The organism is Paraburkholderia agricolaris (assembly GCF_009455635.1).
GTDB classification, from domain to species: Bacteria; Pseudomonadota; Gammaproteobacteria; order Burkholderiales; family Burkholderiaceae; genus Paraburkholderia; species Paraburkholderia agricolaris.
On the sequence record NZ_QPER01000001.1, the window covers coordinates 1,398,485 to 1,412,342 of the forward strand.

16 protein-coding genes and 1 tRNA gene are annotated in these 13,858 nt (G+C 59.8%); 6 read left to right on the forward strand and 11 right to left on the reverse strand.

What is annotated here, in order from left to right; all coding sequences use genetic code 11:
- Positions 1-9: 9 nt before the first annotated feature.
- Genes GH665_RS06320 through GH665_RS06340 form a run of 5 tightly spaced genes read right to left on the reverse strand, consistent with a single transcriptional unit; the run spans position 10 to position 5,027 of the window.
- Positions 10-1,056, reverse strand: a complete 1,047-nt coding sequence (locus tag GH665_RS06320; protein ID WP_153135132.1) for an ABC transporter ATP-binding protein — start codon at positions 1,054-1,056, stop codon at positions 10-12.
- Positions 1,053-1,964: an ABC transporter permease gene (locus tag GH665_RS06325; protein WP_153138259.1), complete on the reverse strand. Its 912-nt coding sequence runs from the start codon at positions 1,962-1,964 to the stop codon at positions 1,053-1,055. Before GH665_RS06325 ends, GH665_RS06320 begins: the two co-directional genes overlap by 4 nt.
- 32 nt (positions 1,965-1,996) lie before the next feature.
- Positions 1,997-2,821 carry an ABC transporter permease gene (locus GH665_RS06330; protein WP_153135133.1) on the reverse strand — a complete coding sequence of 275 codons (825 nt, stop codon included), beginning with the start codon at positions 2,819-2,821 and terminating at the stop codon, positions 1,997-1,999.
- Positions 2,818-3,897, reverse strand: coding sequence for an ABC transporter substrate-binding protein (locus GH665_RS06335; RefSeq protein ID WP_153135134.1), 1,080 nt, complete (start codon positions 3,895-3,897; stop codon positions 2,818-2,820). The genes GH665_RS06330 and GH665_RS06335 overlap by 4 nt, the downstream gene beginning before the upstream one ends.
- Before the next feature lie 59 nt (positions 3,898-3,956).
- Positions 3,957-5,027 (reverse strand): LacI family DNA-binding transcriptional regulator, encoded by a 1,071-nt coding sequence (locus GH665_RS06340; RefSeq protein WP_153135135.1) that lies wholly within the window; start codon positions 5,025-5,027, stop codon positions 3,957-3,959.
- Between the two features lie 194 nt (positions 5,028-5,221).
- On the opposite strand from GH665_RS06340, the gene GH665_RS06345 reads away from it, so the two are divergent.
- Positions 5,222-5,306 (forward strand) — tRNA-Leu (locus GH665_RS06345).
- Between the two features lie 68 nt (positions 5,307-5,374).
- On the opposite strand, the gene GH665_RS06350 is transcribed toward GH665_RS06345, so the two are convergent.
- A complete protein-coding gene (locus GH665_RS06350) occupies positions 5,375-6,385 on the reverse strand; it encodes a tyrosine-type recombinase/integrase (protein ID WP_153135136.1) in 1,011 nt (336 codons plus the stop codon).
- Between the two features lie 429 nt (positions 6,386-6,814).
- On the opposite strand from GH665_RS06350, the gene GH665_RS06355 reads away from it, so the two are divergent.
- On the forward strand, positions 6,815-7,333 hold the full coding sequence (locus GH665_RS06355) for a hypothetical protein (protein ID WP_153135137.1): 519 nt from the start codon (positions 6,815-6,817) through the stop codon (positions 7,331-7,333).
- Between the two features lie 89 nt (positions 7,334-7,422).
- On the opposite strand, the gene GH665_RS06360 is transcribed toward GH665_RS06355, so the two are convergent.
- Positions 7,423-8,076, reverse strand: coding sequence for a hypothetical protein (locus GH665_RS06360; protein WP_153135138.1), 654 nt, complete (start codon positions 8,074-8,076; stop codon positions 7,423-7,425).
- Between GH665_RS06360 and GH665_RS06365 the strand changes: the two genes are divergently transcribed.
- Positions 8,075-8,722: a hypothetical protein gene (locus GH665_RS06365; RefSeq protein ID WP_153135139.1), complete on the forward strand. Its 648-nt coding sequence runs from the start codon at positions 8,075-8,077 to the stop codon at positions 8,720-8,722. The genes GH665_RS06360 and GH665_RS06365 overlap by 2 nt on opposite strands.
- A gap of 47 nt (positions 8,723-8,769) precedes the next feature.
- Here the strand turns inward: GH665_RS06365 and GH665_RS06370 are convergent, their stop codons facing one another.
- The 4 genes from GH665_RS06370 to GH665_RS06380 all read right to left on the reverse strand — a co-directional run bounded on the left by GH665_RS06370 (position 8,770) and on the right by GH665_RS06380 (position 11,662).
- Entirely contained in the window at positions 8,770-9,462 is a 693-nt protein-coding gene (locus GH665_RS06370) for a dATP/dGTP pyrophosphohydrolase domain-containing protein (protein ID WP_153135140.1), read from the reverse strand.
- 332 nt (positions 9,463-9,794) lie between these two features.
- Positions 9,795-10,844: a DNA-methyltransferase gene (locus GH665_RS06375; protein WP_246216151.1), complete on the reverse strand. Its 1,050-nt coding sequence runs from the start codon at positions 10,842-10,844 to the stop codon at positions 9,795-9,797.
- A complete protein-coding gene (locus GH665_RS39620; RefSeq protein WP_167530919.1) occupies positions 10,841-10,933 on the reverse strand; it encodes an LPXTG cell wall anchor domain-containing protein in 93 nt (30 codons plus the stop codon). Before GH665_RS39620 ends, GH665_RS06375 begins: the two co-directional genes overlap by 4 nt.
- The gene (locus GH665_RS06380; RefSeq protein ID WP_153135142.1) at positions 10,934-11,662 is read right to left on the reverse strand and encodes a hypothetical protein; all 729 of its coding nucleotides are present in this window, start codon (positions 11,660-11,662) and stop codon (positions 10,934-10,936) included.
- Between GH665_RS06380 and GH665_RS06385 the strand changes: the two genes are divergently transcribed.
- The 3 genes from GH665_RS06385 to GH665_RS06395 all read left to right on the forward strand — a co-directional run bounded on the left by GH665_RS06385 (position 11,661) and on the right by GH665_RS06395 (position 13,630).
- Positions 11,661-12,161, forward strand: coding sequence for a hypothetical protein (locus GH665_RS06385; protein WP_153135143.1), 501 nt, complete (start codon positions 11,661-11,663; stop codon positions 12,159-12,161). The genes GH665_RS06380 and GH665_RS06385 overlap by 2 nt on opposite strands.
- A 125-nt stretch (positions 12,162-12,286) precedes the next feature.
- Positions 12,287-12,880, forward strand: a complete 594-nt coding sequence (locus GH665_RS06390) for a hypothetical protein (protein WP_153135144.1) — start codon at positions 12,287-12,289, stop codon at positions 12,878-12,880.
- Positions 12,881-12,985: 105 nt separating this feature from the next.
- Positions 12,986-13,630 carry a hypothetical protein gene (locus GH665_RS06395; protein ID WP_153135145.1) on the forward strand — a complete coding sequence of 215 codons (645 nt, stop codon included), beginning with the start codon at positions 12,986-12,988 and terminating at the stop codon, positions 13,628-13,630.
- The last annotated feature ends 228 nt before the right edge of the window (positions 13,631-13,858 follow it).

A 13,858-nucleotide genomic window follows, 5' to 3' on the forward strand; every position in this document is an offset into this window, starting at 1 on the left:
GCTGTGTCTTTACGATAGCGCAATCAGCGCGTCTTGCGCGATCGAAATCCCGACCGGTGCGCCGCGTGCGAGTTCTACCCGGCCCGCGACGTCGATCAGCAAGGCGTCCGGTGCGGCACCGCCGATCGTCAACCGGGTGCGCTCGCCGAGAAACGCGGTGCTTTCGATATTGCCGCGCAATTGCGCCGTGGCCGGGTCGGCGAGGTACGCGTCTTCGGGCCGGAAGAAGAATTCGTGTGCCGCGCTTGCATGCCCGGGGCCTGAGGGCAGCGGGACGGTTCCGCCGGTCGTGGTCAGAAGGCCCTCGCGCCGCTCGCCCGCCAGCCGGTTGATCGTGCCGACAAATTGCGCGACCGTGCGATTCGCGGGACGGTAGTAAATATCGCGCGGCGAGCCGATCTGCTCGATGCGCCCGGCGCTCATCACGACGATACGGTCGCCGAGTTCCATCGCTTCGGCCTGATCGTGAGTCACGTAGACGGTCGTGATGCCCAACTCGCGCAGCAGCGTATTCATCTCGCTGCGCAAGGTGTCGCGCAAGCGCGCATCGAGCGCGGTCAGCGGTTCGTCGAGCAGCAGCACGCGGGGTTGCACGGCCAGCGCGCGCGCCAGTGCAACGCGCTGGCGCTGGCCGCCCGAAAGCTGATCGATCGGCTTTTCGGCGTGAGCGGTGAGACGCATCATCACGAGCAATTCGTCGACACGTTGCCGTGCGGTTTCAACCGGCACGCGTTTGATCTTCAGTCCGTAGCCGATGTTGCCGCGCACGGTCAGGTTCGGAAACAGCGCATAGCTCTGAAACACCATGCCGACCTGGCGTTTTTCGATCGGCAACGCAGTGACGTCTTCGTCGCCGAATGCGATGCTCCCGCCGGCGTCAGGTGTTTCGAGGCCCGCGATCATGCGCAGCGTGGTGGTTTTGCCGCAACCGGACGGGCCGAGCAGGACCAGTGTCTCGCCGGCGCCGATGTGCAAGTCGAGCGGTTCGAGCACACGTGTGCCGCGAAACGTTTTTGCGCATTGCGTGAGCGTGATGGGAACGGAGTCGAGTTTCATGGCGTGGGCGTCGTTGAAGGCTTCGAACGGGAGGCGGCGCGTTTTTTCCCCGCGCTGCGCTGGCCGGTCGCATCGACGCCGAGCCATTGCATCGCGACGAGCAGCGGCATTGTCATGATGAAAAAGAGAATCGTGTAGGCGCTGCCGATTTCGATGCGCAATGACGCGTAGGTGTCGGCGAGGCCGACCGGCAGGGTCTTGGTGTCGGGCGTGTGCAGCATCCACGTGAGGTTGAATTCGCCGATCGAGAGCGTGAGCACCGCCAGCGCGCCCGCAACGATCCCAGGCCGCGCATTCGGCAGCACGATCGTGACGAAGCGTTGCAGGAAACTTGCGCCGAGGCTCGCCGCACCTTCTTCGAGCGTGCGCAGATCGCTGCTCGCGCAGACGGCGGCAACCGCGCGCACCATGAACGGCAGCGTGAACACCACGTGCCCGACGACGATAAACGCAACGCTCATGCGAAACATCGTGAAGCCGCCGTAGACGACCAGCAGCGCAAGCGCGGAAGCGAGGCCGGGCAGGGCAATCGGCAGCACCAGAAATTCTTCGATGATGCGCGAGAGCCGCGTCTTGCTGCGCGCCAGGACGTAGCCGGCGGGCACGCCGGTCAGCAGCGTGATCAGCAAGGTCGCCGCGGCCACTTCGAGCGAGAGAAATACCGAATCGTGATACTGGGTCCACACTTCGCCGAGCCAGCGCAGCGTGAGTCCACTCGATACGCCCTTGAAGTAATTGACCGTGAGTCCGGCCGTGATCGACATCACGACCGGCACGATCAGAAACGCGCACAGCAGCAGCGTAACGAACCACTGGCCGGCTGCCAGCCAGGTGCGCGACGTGGGTAGTCTGAGCCGCCGCGCGCGCGGCTTCGCAGCCGGCTGAAGGGGAGTGCTGATGGAATTCATCGAAGTCTTGTGATCGGGTTTGGACATGCCGCTCATGCGCTTGCCGCGACTGCCGAGCCGCTCACGCTGCGAGCGAATGCCAGCACGGCCCATGTGACGATGCCGAGCACGATCGACAGACCCGCCGCCGTCACCATGTTCGCGTTGAGCGTGAACTCGGTGTAAATGGTCATTGGCAATACGTCGATGTCGGTGGCCAGCGTGAAGGCGGTGCCGAAGGCACCCATCGCGGTCGCGAAACATACCGCGCCCGCTGCGATCAGACCCGGCGACAACGCGGGTAACACGATGTCGCGTGTGATACGCCACGGCGATGCGCCGAGCGAACGCGCGGCCTCTTCGAGCGACGCATCGAGCTTGGTCGCCGAGGCCATCACGGTGACGATCACGCGGGGAATCGAGAAGTACAGGTAGCCGAGAAACAGGCCGCTCATCGAGTAAGCGAACACCCAGCGGTCGCCGGTGAGTTTCAACGACAACGCGCCGATCAATCCCTGGCGCCCCGCCAGCATGATGACCATGAAGCCGACCACGACGCCTGGGAATGCCAACGGAAACGTCAGCAGCGCGAGCAACGTGCGCTTGAGCGGAAACTCACGGCGCGCCAGCAGCAAACCGGCGATTACCGAGAGCACCAGGGTTGCCGCCGTGACTGCCGCGGACAGCACAACAGTCGCGCCGAGGCTCGACATGTAACGCGGATTCGTCAGCATCGCGCGATAGGTCGCGAACGCGTGGCCGTCGCCGCTGATTTGCGCGAGCGCGCCCATCGGCAACAGCCAGAATGCGATGAAAACCACCAGCGCCGGCGCGATCAGGGCGATGCGCCAGCGCAGCGGGAACGTGACATCGTTCAATGCATCACCTGTAGATAACGCTCACCGAAGCTGGACTGCTTTTCAGCCATCTTGCCGAAGTCGACCGGCTTGGCGCGTGCGTAATCGCTTGCGGGCAGGAATCTGGCGGCGATGTCCGGAGTCATTGCATTTGCGCGTACCGGGCGCAGATAGGCTTCGGCCCACAGTTTCTGACCTTCGTCCGACAGCAGGAAGTCGAGCACCTTCTTGCCGTTCGCTTCATGCGGCGCGCCCTTCACGAGGCTCATCACGTACGGAACCGAGATCGTGCCTTCCTTGGGGATCACGAATTCGACATTGGCGTGATCCTTGTACTTTGCGCGGTAAGCGTCGAAATCGTAGTCGAGCAGAATCGGAATTTCGCCGGACATCACGCGCGCATAGGCGGTTTGCTTCGGAACGATCGGCGCGTTGGCCTTCAGCTTGCGGAACCAGTCGAGGCCCGGCTCGAAGTTGTCGAGCGTGCCGCCAAGCGCCTGATTCACCGCGACTGCGCCGGCATAGCCGACAAACGCGCTCGACGGATCGAGATAGCCAATCATGCCTTTGTACTCAGGCTTCAGCAGATCGGCCCACGAACGCGGCACCGGCTTGCCTTCGAGCGCGTCCTTGTTGACGAAAAAACCCAGCGTGCCTGAGTGGATCGTGAACCAGTAGCCTTGCGGGTCCTTCATGTTCGCCGGAATGTCGTCCCAATGCGCGGGCTTGTACGGCTGGATGACGCCTTTGTCTTTTGCCTGGAACGCCGACGACACGCCGAGATACACCACGTCCGCGACCGGGCTCTTCTGCTCGGCCATCAGTTGCGCAATCGATTGACCGGAGTTCTTGTTATCGAACGGCACGCGGATGCCGGTCTTTTGCTGGATCGCCTTGATCTGGCTCGCCCAGTCGGCCCATTCGGGCGGGCAGTTGTAGCAGATCGCGGTTTCGTCGGCACGGGCCGCTTGCGGTGCGAGAGCGGCGAGCGCCGCGGTAACGATCATGCCGGCCGACAGCGCGCCGGCCGTGGTGCGGGCGAGGCGGCGCCAGAGCGGTTTGATCGACGAAGCGAAACGTGTTGAAGAGCGGATCACTGCGGGTCTCCTGAAGAGAAGAGAGCGGGTGGTTTGAGGTTCGGCGTAGTAGTAACGGCTTATGCAAACGGCTCTGCGGCTGACGTCGATGCACGTGCCGGCGGATTGTCGGTGCGGTTCGAAATCGCCGCGATGGTGGCGCCTTCGCGCAAACTGTGTGGCAGCGTTAACGTGAGCGACGTTTCGCCGAGCGATTCGTAGGTGCCGGTTACGCGGCTCAGCAAACGGCGCCAGGCGGCGCAGCCGATCTCGCGATTCGGCGCGCAGACGCTTGCCAGCGGCGGCGACAGCAATTCGCCCATCGCGAGTCCGTCAAAACCGAGAATCGACATGTCGTGCGGAATCTGCAGGCGCGCGCGGCGCAGGCCGCGCATCACGACCATCGCGAGCAGGTCGTTACTGCAGAAGAGGGCGGTCGGGCGGTTCGGGCCGCTGGTCAGATGTGCGAGCACGGACGGCGATAGTTCGTCGGCGTTGAAATCGACCTCGAGTGCCGGCGCGGGGGTGAGGCCGGCTTGCTGCATCGCCTGCGCGTAGCCGAGATGCCGCTGGCGGGCGCGGTCCGAGGCGGCGAGTGTGCCGGCGAGCATCAGGATGCGGCGATGGCCGTGCGCGATCAGCATGCGTACGCCGTCGAACGCGGCGAGCCGGTTGTCGACCGAGACCGCCGGGCGCCGTACCGTGTCGTTGTGCATCAGCACGTAGAGCAGGCCGTCGCGATCGAGTTCGTCGAGCAGCGGATGCGTGTCGGCATCGGCGACGGTCAGGATCAGGCCTTCCACGCGATGCTCGCGCAGGGTTTCGATGGCGTGGCGTTCGCGGTCGGCGTCGTACTGGGTGGTCATCAGCATGAGCCGGTAGCCTTGCGCCGCCGCGAGTTCGTCGATGCCTTGCAGGCATTCGGCGAACACGGGGTTGGCGAGCGTCGGCAGGATCACGCCGATGAGGCGTGTGCGCTCGCCGCGTAATTGCCGTCCCAGTGGGCTGGGGCGGAAGTTGAGGGCGTCGATGGATTGACGCACTTTGTCGAGCGTGACCGGGTTCACGGTGTGCGGCGCGTTGATTGCGCGCGAGACCGTGGCGATGGAGAAGCCCGCGTGGGCGGCGACATCTTTGATCGTTGGGATCATGGGTTACGCTCGTCATGTAAACGTTTTCGTGAGCGGATTATCGGGAACGTTTGTGACTTGCGGATGACTCCAGGTTTTGTCCCTGGATGGAGAGTGTGGGGGGCGAGTTGGGGGTGGACTGCGGCTGGCTTAAGCGGGTTTGGTGCGCTCGCCGGGCAATGGTAGAATTCGCGTCCACGTACGTTTCTACCCCTGCCGGGGTGATGAAATTGGTAAACATAGCGGACTTAAAATCCGCCGCTTCACAGCTTGCCGGTTCGAGTCCGGTCCCCGGCACCACCCGCCCAGAAAAGGATTCGCGGTTTTGCTTAGTTCCGGCGAATTTTCGAGGTGTGGGTTTTTCTGCCTTAAACCGGATTTCCCCGCTTCTGCCCAATCTTGCCGACGGCCGCCGCAAGCCGGTCTGTGACCAGGTGAGAATACCGCTTGGTCGACACGACTGACTTATGCCCGAGCACACCTCCGACCGTGAACAGATCGATGCCGGCGTTGATCATTTCCGACGCGGCGCCGTGCCGCAAGTCATGGAACTTCGTATCTGGGTAGCCGGCCGCTGTCCGCGCGCGCTTCCATCCCTCCTCGAACTGCTTGACCGTTAGCGTAAAGCGCATGCGGCGCGCCAATACGGCGACGCGCGGATGGATTGGGATGATGCGCGGTCGCCCATTTTTGGTATCGTCAAGTGAGAATCCGTAGCGTGTCGGCTTCGCTCGCAATATCTCGCCACGACGCATCCCGGAGTAGAACGCGATGCGAATTGCAGCTCTTACTTCTCGATCGCGCGAAAGGCAGGCGCGGGCAATTTCCAGCATCTCTTTCCGCTGCGGGTAATGGTGCCGCTCGTTGTTGACCGTTGGGATCACCATGCGCGCGGTCTGATCGACCTCTATGTGCCCAATTTTGAACGCGTACTTGATCGCCGCGCGGATGTATGCCAGAACGTTGCGGATCGCTGCATCGGATAGCGGGCGCTTGGGCCTTCCAAGATGGTCGAGGCTTGCCCGCATATACCCGACAAAGCGGATCGACCAGGCGTGCAGATCGGTTGCATCCTGTGTCGCATACTCCGGTCCCCACTTTTCAAGAATCAATGCGCGCTTGCGCCCATCTTTCCAGTCAGCGCCTTTATCCGTCACGTGCACCAGAACACAATCGCCGATCGTGACGACGGCTTTCGTGACGCCCGTATGCAGGGCGTACGTTTCTGCGTCCCACTTCCGGCCTAGTTCGTCGGCCTGCTTTGCAGAAAGGCCCGCAGGGAGAAGCTTGGCTTTTCGAACTCGGCTACCTTCGATGACGCGCTCGAACGTCCAGCGGTAGCGCCGGCGGCCGGCCTTTGTAATGGTTTCGATTGGCATGACGCGAGGAATGTATAGAGTGATTCGAGGTCGTAGACGTGGGTCTTATGACCGAGCTTGTATCTCCGAATGATTTCGCCGGCTCGGTCTATCCGGCTGATCGCATAGCGCGGAACGCCGAGGATCTCGGCGGCCTCTTTCGCGCTAATGCGCTTCCCCTTCGCGATTTCCATTTGATCCCTCAGTGTTTGCGCGTGGTTTTCTGAATTCGTTGTGCGACATTCAATTTTTCAGAGTCGTCCGATGGCGGTTGGCGGGATGGCGGAGCACCATGTTGTTTCTCTCAGCCGCGCTCCCCCGCGGTTTCTGGCCTCGCGATCTGCGAGGTCTTTTTTCGTTAACCCCGCTTTCCCAAAAGTCGCGCGCGTCTTGCAGTTGTCGAGCGGCGCACGTACTATCGCGCCAGAAAATAAGATTGGGAGTTCACGCATGGATTACCTTCTCAATTGGATCGAACACCATCCCGGCACAGCGTCGTGGGTTCAAGGTGTAGGGTCGATCTTGGCCATTGGCGCTGCTATATGGATTGCATCCCGCCAGTCGGCTGCGGCCCAAGAATCGCGGCGAATGGAGTTGGTTGACCGGCTTGAAGCAGTTGAGAAGATGCTCACGACTTGTCGTGACAGGACAAATGACCTCTACCAAGAGTTGGTCGTGCTTCCGGCCAAGGAGGGGCGCAAGTACCCGACCTTGGTGTCTGTTAATGCATTGAGGGTTTCCCTTCAGGTCGTCACGGCCATAGCTCCTGTTCAGGCTCCGACCGCGATGGCTGTCGAAGCGCTGATCGTGGCGCAGACCGCCATTGCAAACGGGATGGGTGTCATTCCGAGCCGGACTCGCGAATTCCCCGTGACATGGGAAGATGGATTCCGCGAACTCAACACGTCGATTGGCGCAGCCGCCGAGATGCTTGGTGCGGAAATCAATCGAGTCAAGAACTCCTATTAGCTGTCGATTTGCCTCTGGATGATTTCTACCTTCGTGACCATTGATGAGCGCACGCACCATTGCAGGGCTCAAAGAGACTGTGCGTTCCTTCATGCTACGATCCTCGCAAGCTTGGGAGAGACAGCTCTATGAACAAGCAAAATTTCGTCGAGGCGGTTTTGCTCGCGGCCCGTGAGCGTGGCTTGCGAGTTGAGCCAAACCGCAACGGCCAGCAACAGATTTGCTTTAACGAGAAAAGCAAAAAGAGCCTTCACGTGAGGCACCTCGAGGATTTGCATCCGGCTATCCTTGACCCGGACCTCAGCGTCACTGAAGTGAATGCCCTGATACAGAAGGTTGCTCCAGGCCGGCCCTGCACCCATCGCGGGATGCGGGAGATCGTTGAAACAATTCGCCGACGCCGTTGAAGAGGCGTCGGACAGTTGAAAATGAACCTCTGGATTCAACCTTGTGCACCATGCGCGACTCTCTACGGCCTGCCGGCCGTCACCGAGCCGCACGAAGCGCTGACGCTGAACGGCACCGGGGCGGTTAATGACTCGCGTATAGAAGAGCACTACACCTGCACGCGATGCCGCGCAGTGTTCGCGCGGATTCTCACTGGCACGCAGAGCCGCCAGATTTGGATGCTGCTGAACGCTGGGCAGCATTAGGACGATCGTCGGTCGAGACGCCAGCTTCTTGTTGCTCGAGGACAATGCACGTACCATTGCGCTAGAAAAAATAACTGGATGTTTAGTCATGACACGCCTCAGCAATGTCGTCTTTTGGATTGCTGCCGTGACGTTTTCGGTCGCGATGCTCGCACTCGCCATGCTTGCGTGTCGGATCATTGAGCAAGCGCTCGATTCTAAGAAGGACTTCTGGGACATCGCGACTGCTATCGGAACGTGCGGCGCGGTCGCTGTTGCCTTGTGGTTTGGCCTTCGACAGGAGACTCTCAGACGAAGAGACTCGGTCGTGCGCGCTCGCTTGATTGGCGCATACCTCACTCCTCGACTGTCCGTCCTCCTCGATGCTGCGTGCAAGACGCGGATCATTCTGCAAACGCCCATAGGGGAACTCCCGCTCACTTCCAAATACGGTCAAGCAGAGAGCGCTTGCCGTCCTATGGGCTGGGTCATACCGCCCGATGACTTGGCGGCGCTGACTCCACTTCCTCGGTCGACGGCCTTTCGACTGGCGCGCGCGATTGCGCTTATGAATGCCGTTGCCAGTGATATACCGGTCAAGGGACCAAGTTTCCAGCGTTTGACTACCTTCCGCACTGCCTTGCTGAACGGCTTTATCGCGTCTTGGGAAGAGCAACTTGACGAGGCGATCGATCTGATGACGGCTGTTCAAGCGGAACTGCTCTCCGTTAGTGCAGGACTTGTACGCCCGGCATAGCGTATTTGAGAGAATGATCGCCACGCGGTTGCGATAGTCCATGCTCATCATTCAGTAATCGGATTCACAGCGGATGAAGCGACAGCCGCCGAGGCTGGCTTTCTCCACTTGGCGCACTCGTCCCACATACGGAGGCCTTTGGCAGACGGGCGATAGCACTTCGAGAGAAAGGTCGTGGCGCGCATACACTGGTAGCCGTGCCATCCGCCCGCGTGCGGCGAGATCAACCGGGCTAACGCGGTACTGCCGTTTTCATAGCGCACGATGTCGCCGGCCATCGGCCATGTATCGGCGGCGCGCGTATGCTCTATCGCCTTGTCGGGGTTGGTGGTGCGCCAATCGGGCCACACCCGCCCCTCGTTCTTCGCCTGCTTGGCGACGATGGTGTCGACGATCTTGCCGGGCGACGCGCCGGCGCGCCATGCGCCATCCAGCGCGAGAACGACGAAGTCGATCCACTCCGGGATGTCGGTCGGTTCTGCTTCGATCTCGCACAACTCTTTCCGGATGTGATCAACTAAGCCTTTTGTCCGCGGGCCGGGACCGAATGGCCGCTCAGACCAGTCGCGCTGCCGTTGAAGATGCGCGAGTATGTCGAACCGTACTGCGTCTGTATTAATAGTCATGGTTTGGTCTCTCTTTATTTGTGTGGTGCATAAACACCGTCTATTCGTGTGGCGGATATTGATCATCCGTTGCTCGATTGCTTCGCGCGTTGCGCGGATGTCCTGTTGCGTCATGCTAGGATGGTGATTTCTTACTTTTTCATTACGGAATCCCGCATGCCTTTCGATACAACGAAGTTCTGCGCACCGTGCAAGGATCTTCACGAGCATCCTAGCCATGACTCGCCTCACCAGTCTCTGTGCGAAAGTGGTTCCGCCAGAGAGCCCCTCGGCAAGCGTATAGAGCAGTACTTTTGCCGCGCGTGCGGTGCAGATTGGACCCGAAACATCGAGACGTTTCGCGGTGGCAAGGTCAAATGGCATTTGATCTGATGTCCCGCCTGAAGGGCTGAGCTACTTACCGGTCTGAGCGAGTAATGCCGGTTGCGTTTTCGTTGGCATGATGTTCACGCGAGTTCAAGGCCGGGCTGACGCAAGCGGTCGCGCTGCAACGGCTCATAGTTGACGTTCAATTCACAGCCGATGAAACGGCGGCCCAGGCGCGAGGCGACTTTGCCCGTCGTGCCACTACCGAAAAACGGATCGAACACGACTTCGCCAGTGCGCGAGCCGGCCAAAACGCATGGCTCTACGAGCGCTTCGGGAAAGGTGGCGAAGTGCGCGCCTTTGTAGGGAGTCGTCGCAATTGTCCAAACCGATCGTCGGTTTGCGCGGCCGCCTTCGCCGGTCCATTCGTTGCCGCTTTTCGTCCGAGACTCTTCGCGGTCGTCGTCGCCGTATTTGTTGCCGCCGAATCGCGGCCCTACTGCTTTCATCGCGCCGTTTGTCTTGCCGGGTACGCGGTCACTGCCGGCCTGATTTGGCAAGTTGGGTTGAGCAAGGCGATCCACGCTTGTTTCAGCCAATGGTTGCGAGATCGCTTCAGAGTCATAGAAGTACTGTTCGCGCTTTGAAAGTAGGAACAGTGACTCATGCGCCTTCGTGCACCGATCACGCACGCTTTCTGGCATGGGATTCGGCTTGTGCCAGATGATCTCCTGCCGTAGATACCACCCATCAGCACGGAGCGCGAAAGCGAGCATCCATGGAACACCGATTAGGTCTTTCGGTTTTAGTCCGGAGTCTTGTGGGATTGCACCAGTCCGTGATGCTTTTTGCGGATGCCCTTCGATCTGGCGAGCGCTGATTATCGAGCGGTCTGCCATTTGGCCGGTGCGTCCTTGCGCGCCCCACGATCCAGCGTAGCTGTCGCCGATGTTCAGCCAGAGCGTGCCGTCGTCCGCAAGAACTTCGTGTGCGCCTCGGAAGACGTCAACCATCGCTGCGATGTATTGTTCCGGCGTTTCTTCTAGTCCAAGCTGGCCGGCATGGCCGTAGTCGCGTAGCCCGTAGTAGGGCGGTGACGTGACGATGGTTTGCACCTTGACGCCGTCCGCGATCATCTTGCGCATTGTGTCGCGGCAGTCACCGAAGTGGCATTTGTCGATCCAGTTCACTTCTTCCTCCGTGCATACAGCCAACCCAAGACCACACCCACCGCCATCGCGCCTAATACGGCGAGAGCGAACCATGCAAAACCGGTCATTCAGGCAACTCGCTTGAATTCGACGACCCAGATCCACGGGTTGGCGTCCCACGAACCCTCGCCGCTGATCGATTCCCAAAGGCAGCGGAACGAGCTGCGCGGCGAGTAGGTGCCATCCACGCCATTTCGACCGTAGGTGCTCCAGAAACTGGAAGCTGTCTTGGCGATGCCTTCAGCAATGGCGTCTTGTTCGCTGATGTCTTGCAAGCGCTCGACACGCACGCCCGTGACTTCGAGCGTGATGCGCGACGCCCAGCGCGGCATGTGGATGGACGGGCATGCCTTGGCGCCATAGCTCAGCAGCGCAGATGATCGAGGGCAGCCGGTGACGCTGTAGCTGGCACCGGATGCGCGCGTTTCCTCGACCCAGTAATCTCCGATCGTCGGCGTGGTCGGGACGTCGTGGCGAAACAGGCCCGGTTTTTCCAGCGTGCCGCGAAGCTTGCTGATGACGCCGCTTTCGCGCACCCACAGACGGTCACCCGGCATGCCGTACGGGCAGGGCAGCAGATCAAACTGCGGGAAGTCGCTGCCGACGCCGCGGCGGATGAAAGCGCCGAAGCGCCCTTTCTTTGGGTGGCTTGACGTGATGCGACCGAACTGCGGCGGGACGTCGAAGGCCCAGCCGTCGGCCGGCTGATGAGCGATCACACGCCGCGTCTGCTTCTTGCGGTCGTCGAGCAGCGCACGTACCATCGCGCCAGAAAACAAAATCGGGAGTTCACGCATGACGTCTTTCCATCGGGGTGATTGGCTGGCGGTGGTTCAAGCAATTACTGCCACGTTTGCTGTCGTGGCTGCATTTGCTGTTGTGTTTGTTCAGAACTGGCTGGAGCGTCGTCGCCAACGCCTCGATGCGATTCGACTGATGCGCTTCGCCTACAGCTATGTTGAAAGCGCTCATGCCCATGCGGAGATGTTCGAGTCCATGATCAAGAAGGAAGCGAACGAAAGCGCCATCGATTTCAGACGCATGAAGCTTGTGATGACACAACTTCTGCGCGAAATGAACTCCGTTCCCACATTGAACTTGCCCACGGTTTTGTCGGCCCGCATTTTCGGGATGGCCAAAGATCAGACCGAGCGCCTTATAGAATTGATCGAGTCGGAAAGTAAGGGCCGGACAGCCGCTTCTTACATCACTTTTCCCTCTCTCGTCAGAACACTCAGAGAAGTCCGCGATCAGCTTCATGCCGAGAACGTCCGGGTTCGAAAGGGCGGCCGGTGAGAAGGTTTGTGTTGGTTTGAAAACATTGCGTGCCCGGCGATTGTGCAGAGCGCGCACCATTGCGCCGCTGAAAAGGATAGGGCGTTCCTTCATGCTAGGATTCCTCAAAATTGGACGGAGGCGGTGTGAAGCAAGTCGAATGGAAATGGCCACTTGGCGTTATCGGATTCGTTATCGCCGCAGCGATCTTTCTCCACTATCAGCCGCATAAGTCCGGTGACGTGGCTGCGTGGGTGCAGGCTGCTGCCTCTGTTGTGGCGATCGCCTGGTCGGGCTGGAGTTCGCGTCGTTTGCAACTGGACGTTCGGCGTGACCAACGATTGGCTGCTGCCGAATCGATCTTTGAGATAGCGCATGGGTCGTTCATGTTCTCCCGATATGTCGTAGATCAACTGGGAGCGCCAGAGATTATGCGAGATGTTCGCGAGGCCAAGAGACACTTCGACTACGCACAACTTCAGGAACTTGAGAGAATTGCTGCTGCAATTCCTCTTCACGGCCTTGAAACGCCTGGTCTTGTAAAACTCATCATCATTTTGGGTGCGACCATTAGGCAGATGAGAGAGGTCGTAAGTCTGGCGCTCAGCATGGACCGTCCAATGGATGAAGGTGAGCGGTCGGAATTTACAATCACACTGACGCAGATGCGTAATAGATGCGACGAGACGCAGCGAGATATTGGTGAAATTGTCGAGCTTATTAGGAGCGGGCGCGGTTAACCGATAGCAGTATTTGCTACGTGGCTTCTCGCCGGTATCCGGCACTGCTGCTCGTATCGTGTTGTCGGTCATGCTAGGATTTCGCCCAAATGCGCGGGGGCGACCATGGACGGCAATAAGAACGACGAGTACGAAGCGAAGCTGCGCGACTCGGTAATGGCGATTGTTGGCTTTGCACTCGGTGCTGTACTCGCTGCGGCGTTCACTCATATGCCTGGGGACTCTTCCGCGTGGGCCTCGTGGGCTCAGACGATAGGAACAGTTGGCACTATTGCCGTGGCGCTGATAGTCGCGAGACGTCAGATCATGGCCGAACGTGCCGCACGTACCGAGGCAACGAACACGGAAGCGGCAACCGTGATTCTTAGCTTGCAGGTCATGGCAAATGAACTTGCACGTATGTGCACCCTGTCGATGTTTCAAAAGCAGGATAAGAGCGGGAGGATTATTTACGCCGATGCTGCTGGAGAATTTGACGCCCTGGCCAGCATGTTTCGCGACTTCCCCATTGACGTCGTCGCCTCGCAAGGCAAAGTTGGAGATTTGCTTCAGCTTCGTCGCATTGCCTTGGAAATGGCTGGGATACTTCGATCCGATCCGGATCTCGGCGGCGAGCAGTTCGTCGCAAGGCACCGAACGCGAAACCGCGAATTGACCAAATCCGCGCGACGAATCTCCATCGCGCTGGCTAACTTGGTTGAAGAAATATGTCCCGGTAAGTTCACATCGCGGATAGTCAGTCACATGTGAAATGTGAAGTTTTTCTTTGCTCAGCATGTGCTTGTACCCTGTAAGGTCTGGTTTGCTTCAATCGCCGATGCGCGGATGGTGCACATCGCATTGGTGTTCACCAAGGGCTTCGTCGTGCACGTTCGCGACGCGACCCATACAGCCGAGCATGAATCCTATTGCCGCTCCGACATGCAGAGCGGAAAGGAGTGCTAACCAGAATGTGACGTTCGAAACCATTGGTGAGCC

What these genes read in the sequence shown, in the direction of transcription:
- GH665_RS06320 (WP_153135132.1), bottom strand. Translation starts at nt 1,056, where the DNA reads ATGAAACTCGACTCCGTTCCCATCACGCTCACGCAATGCGCAAAAACG.
- GH665_RS06325 (WP_153138259.1), bottom strand. Translation starts at nt 1,964, where the DNA reads ATGAATTCCATCAGCACTCCCCTTCAGCCGGCTGCGAAGCCGCGCGCG.
- GH665_RS06340 (WP_153135135.1), bottom strand. Translation starts at nt 5,027, where the DNA reads ATGATCCCAACGATCAAAGATGTCGCCGCCCACGCGGGCTTCTCCATC.
- GH665_RS06350 (WP_153135136.1), bottom strand. Translation starts at nt 6,385, where the DNA reads ATGCCAATCGAAACCATTACAAAGGCCGGCCGCCGGCGCTACCGCTGG.
- GH665_RS06355 (WP_153135137.1), top strand. Translation starts at nt 6,815, where the DNA reads ATGGATTACCTTCTCAATTGGATCGAACACCATCCCGGCACAGCGTCG.
- GH665_RS06365 (WP_153135139.1), top strand. Translation starts at nt 8,075, where the DNA reads ATGACACGCCTCAGCAATGTCGTCTTTTGGATTGCTGCCGTGACGTTT.
- GH665_RS06360 (WP_153135138.1), bottom strand. Translation starts at nt 8,076, where the DNA reads ATGACTAAACATCCAGTTATTTTTTCTAGCGCAATGGTACGTGCATTG.
- GH665_RS06370 (WP_153135140.1), bottom strand. Translation starts at nt 9,462, where the DNA reads ATGACGCAACAGGACATCCGCGCAACGCGCGAAGCAATCGAGCAACGG.
- GH665_RS39620 (WP_167530919.1), bottom strand. Translation starts at nt 10,933, where the DNA reads ATGACCGGTTTTGCATGGTTCGCTCTCGCCGTATTAGGCGCGATGGCG.
- GH665_RS06385 (WP_153135143.1), top strand. Translation starts at nt 11,661, where the DNA reads ATGACGTCTTTCCATCGGGGTGATTGGCTGGCGGTGGTTCAAGCAATT.
- GH665_RS06380 (WP_153135142.1), bottom strand. Translation starts at nt 11,662, where the DNA reads ATGCGTGAACTCCCGATTTTGTTTTCTGGCGCGATGGTACGTGCGCTG.
- GH665_RS06395 (WP_153135145.1), top strand. Translation starts at nt 12,986, where the DNA reads ATGGACGGCAATAAGAACGACGAGTACGAAGCGAAGCTGCGCGACTCG.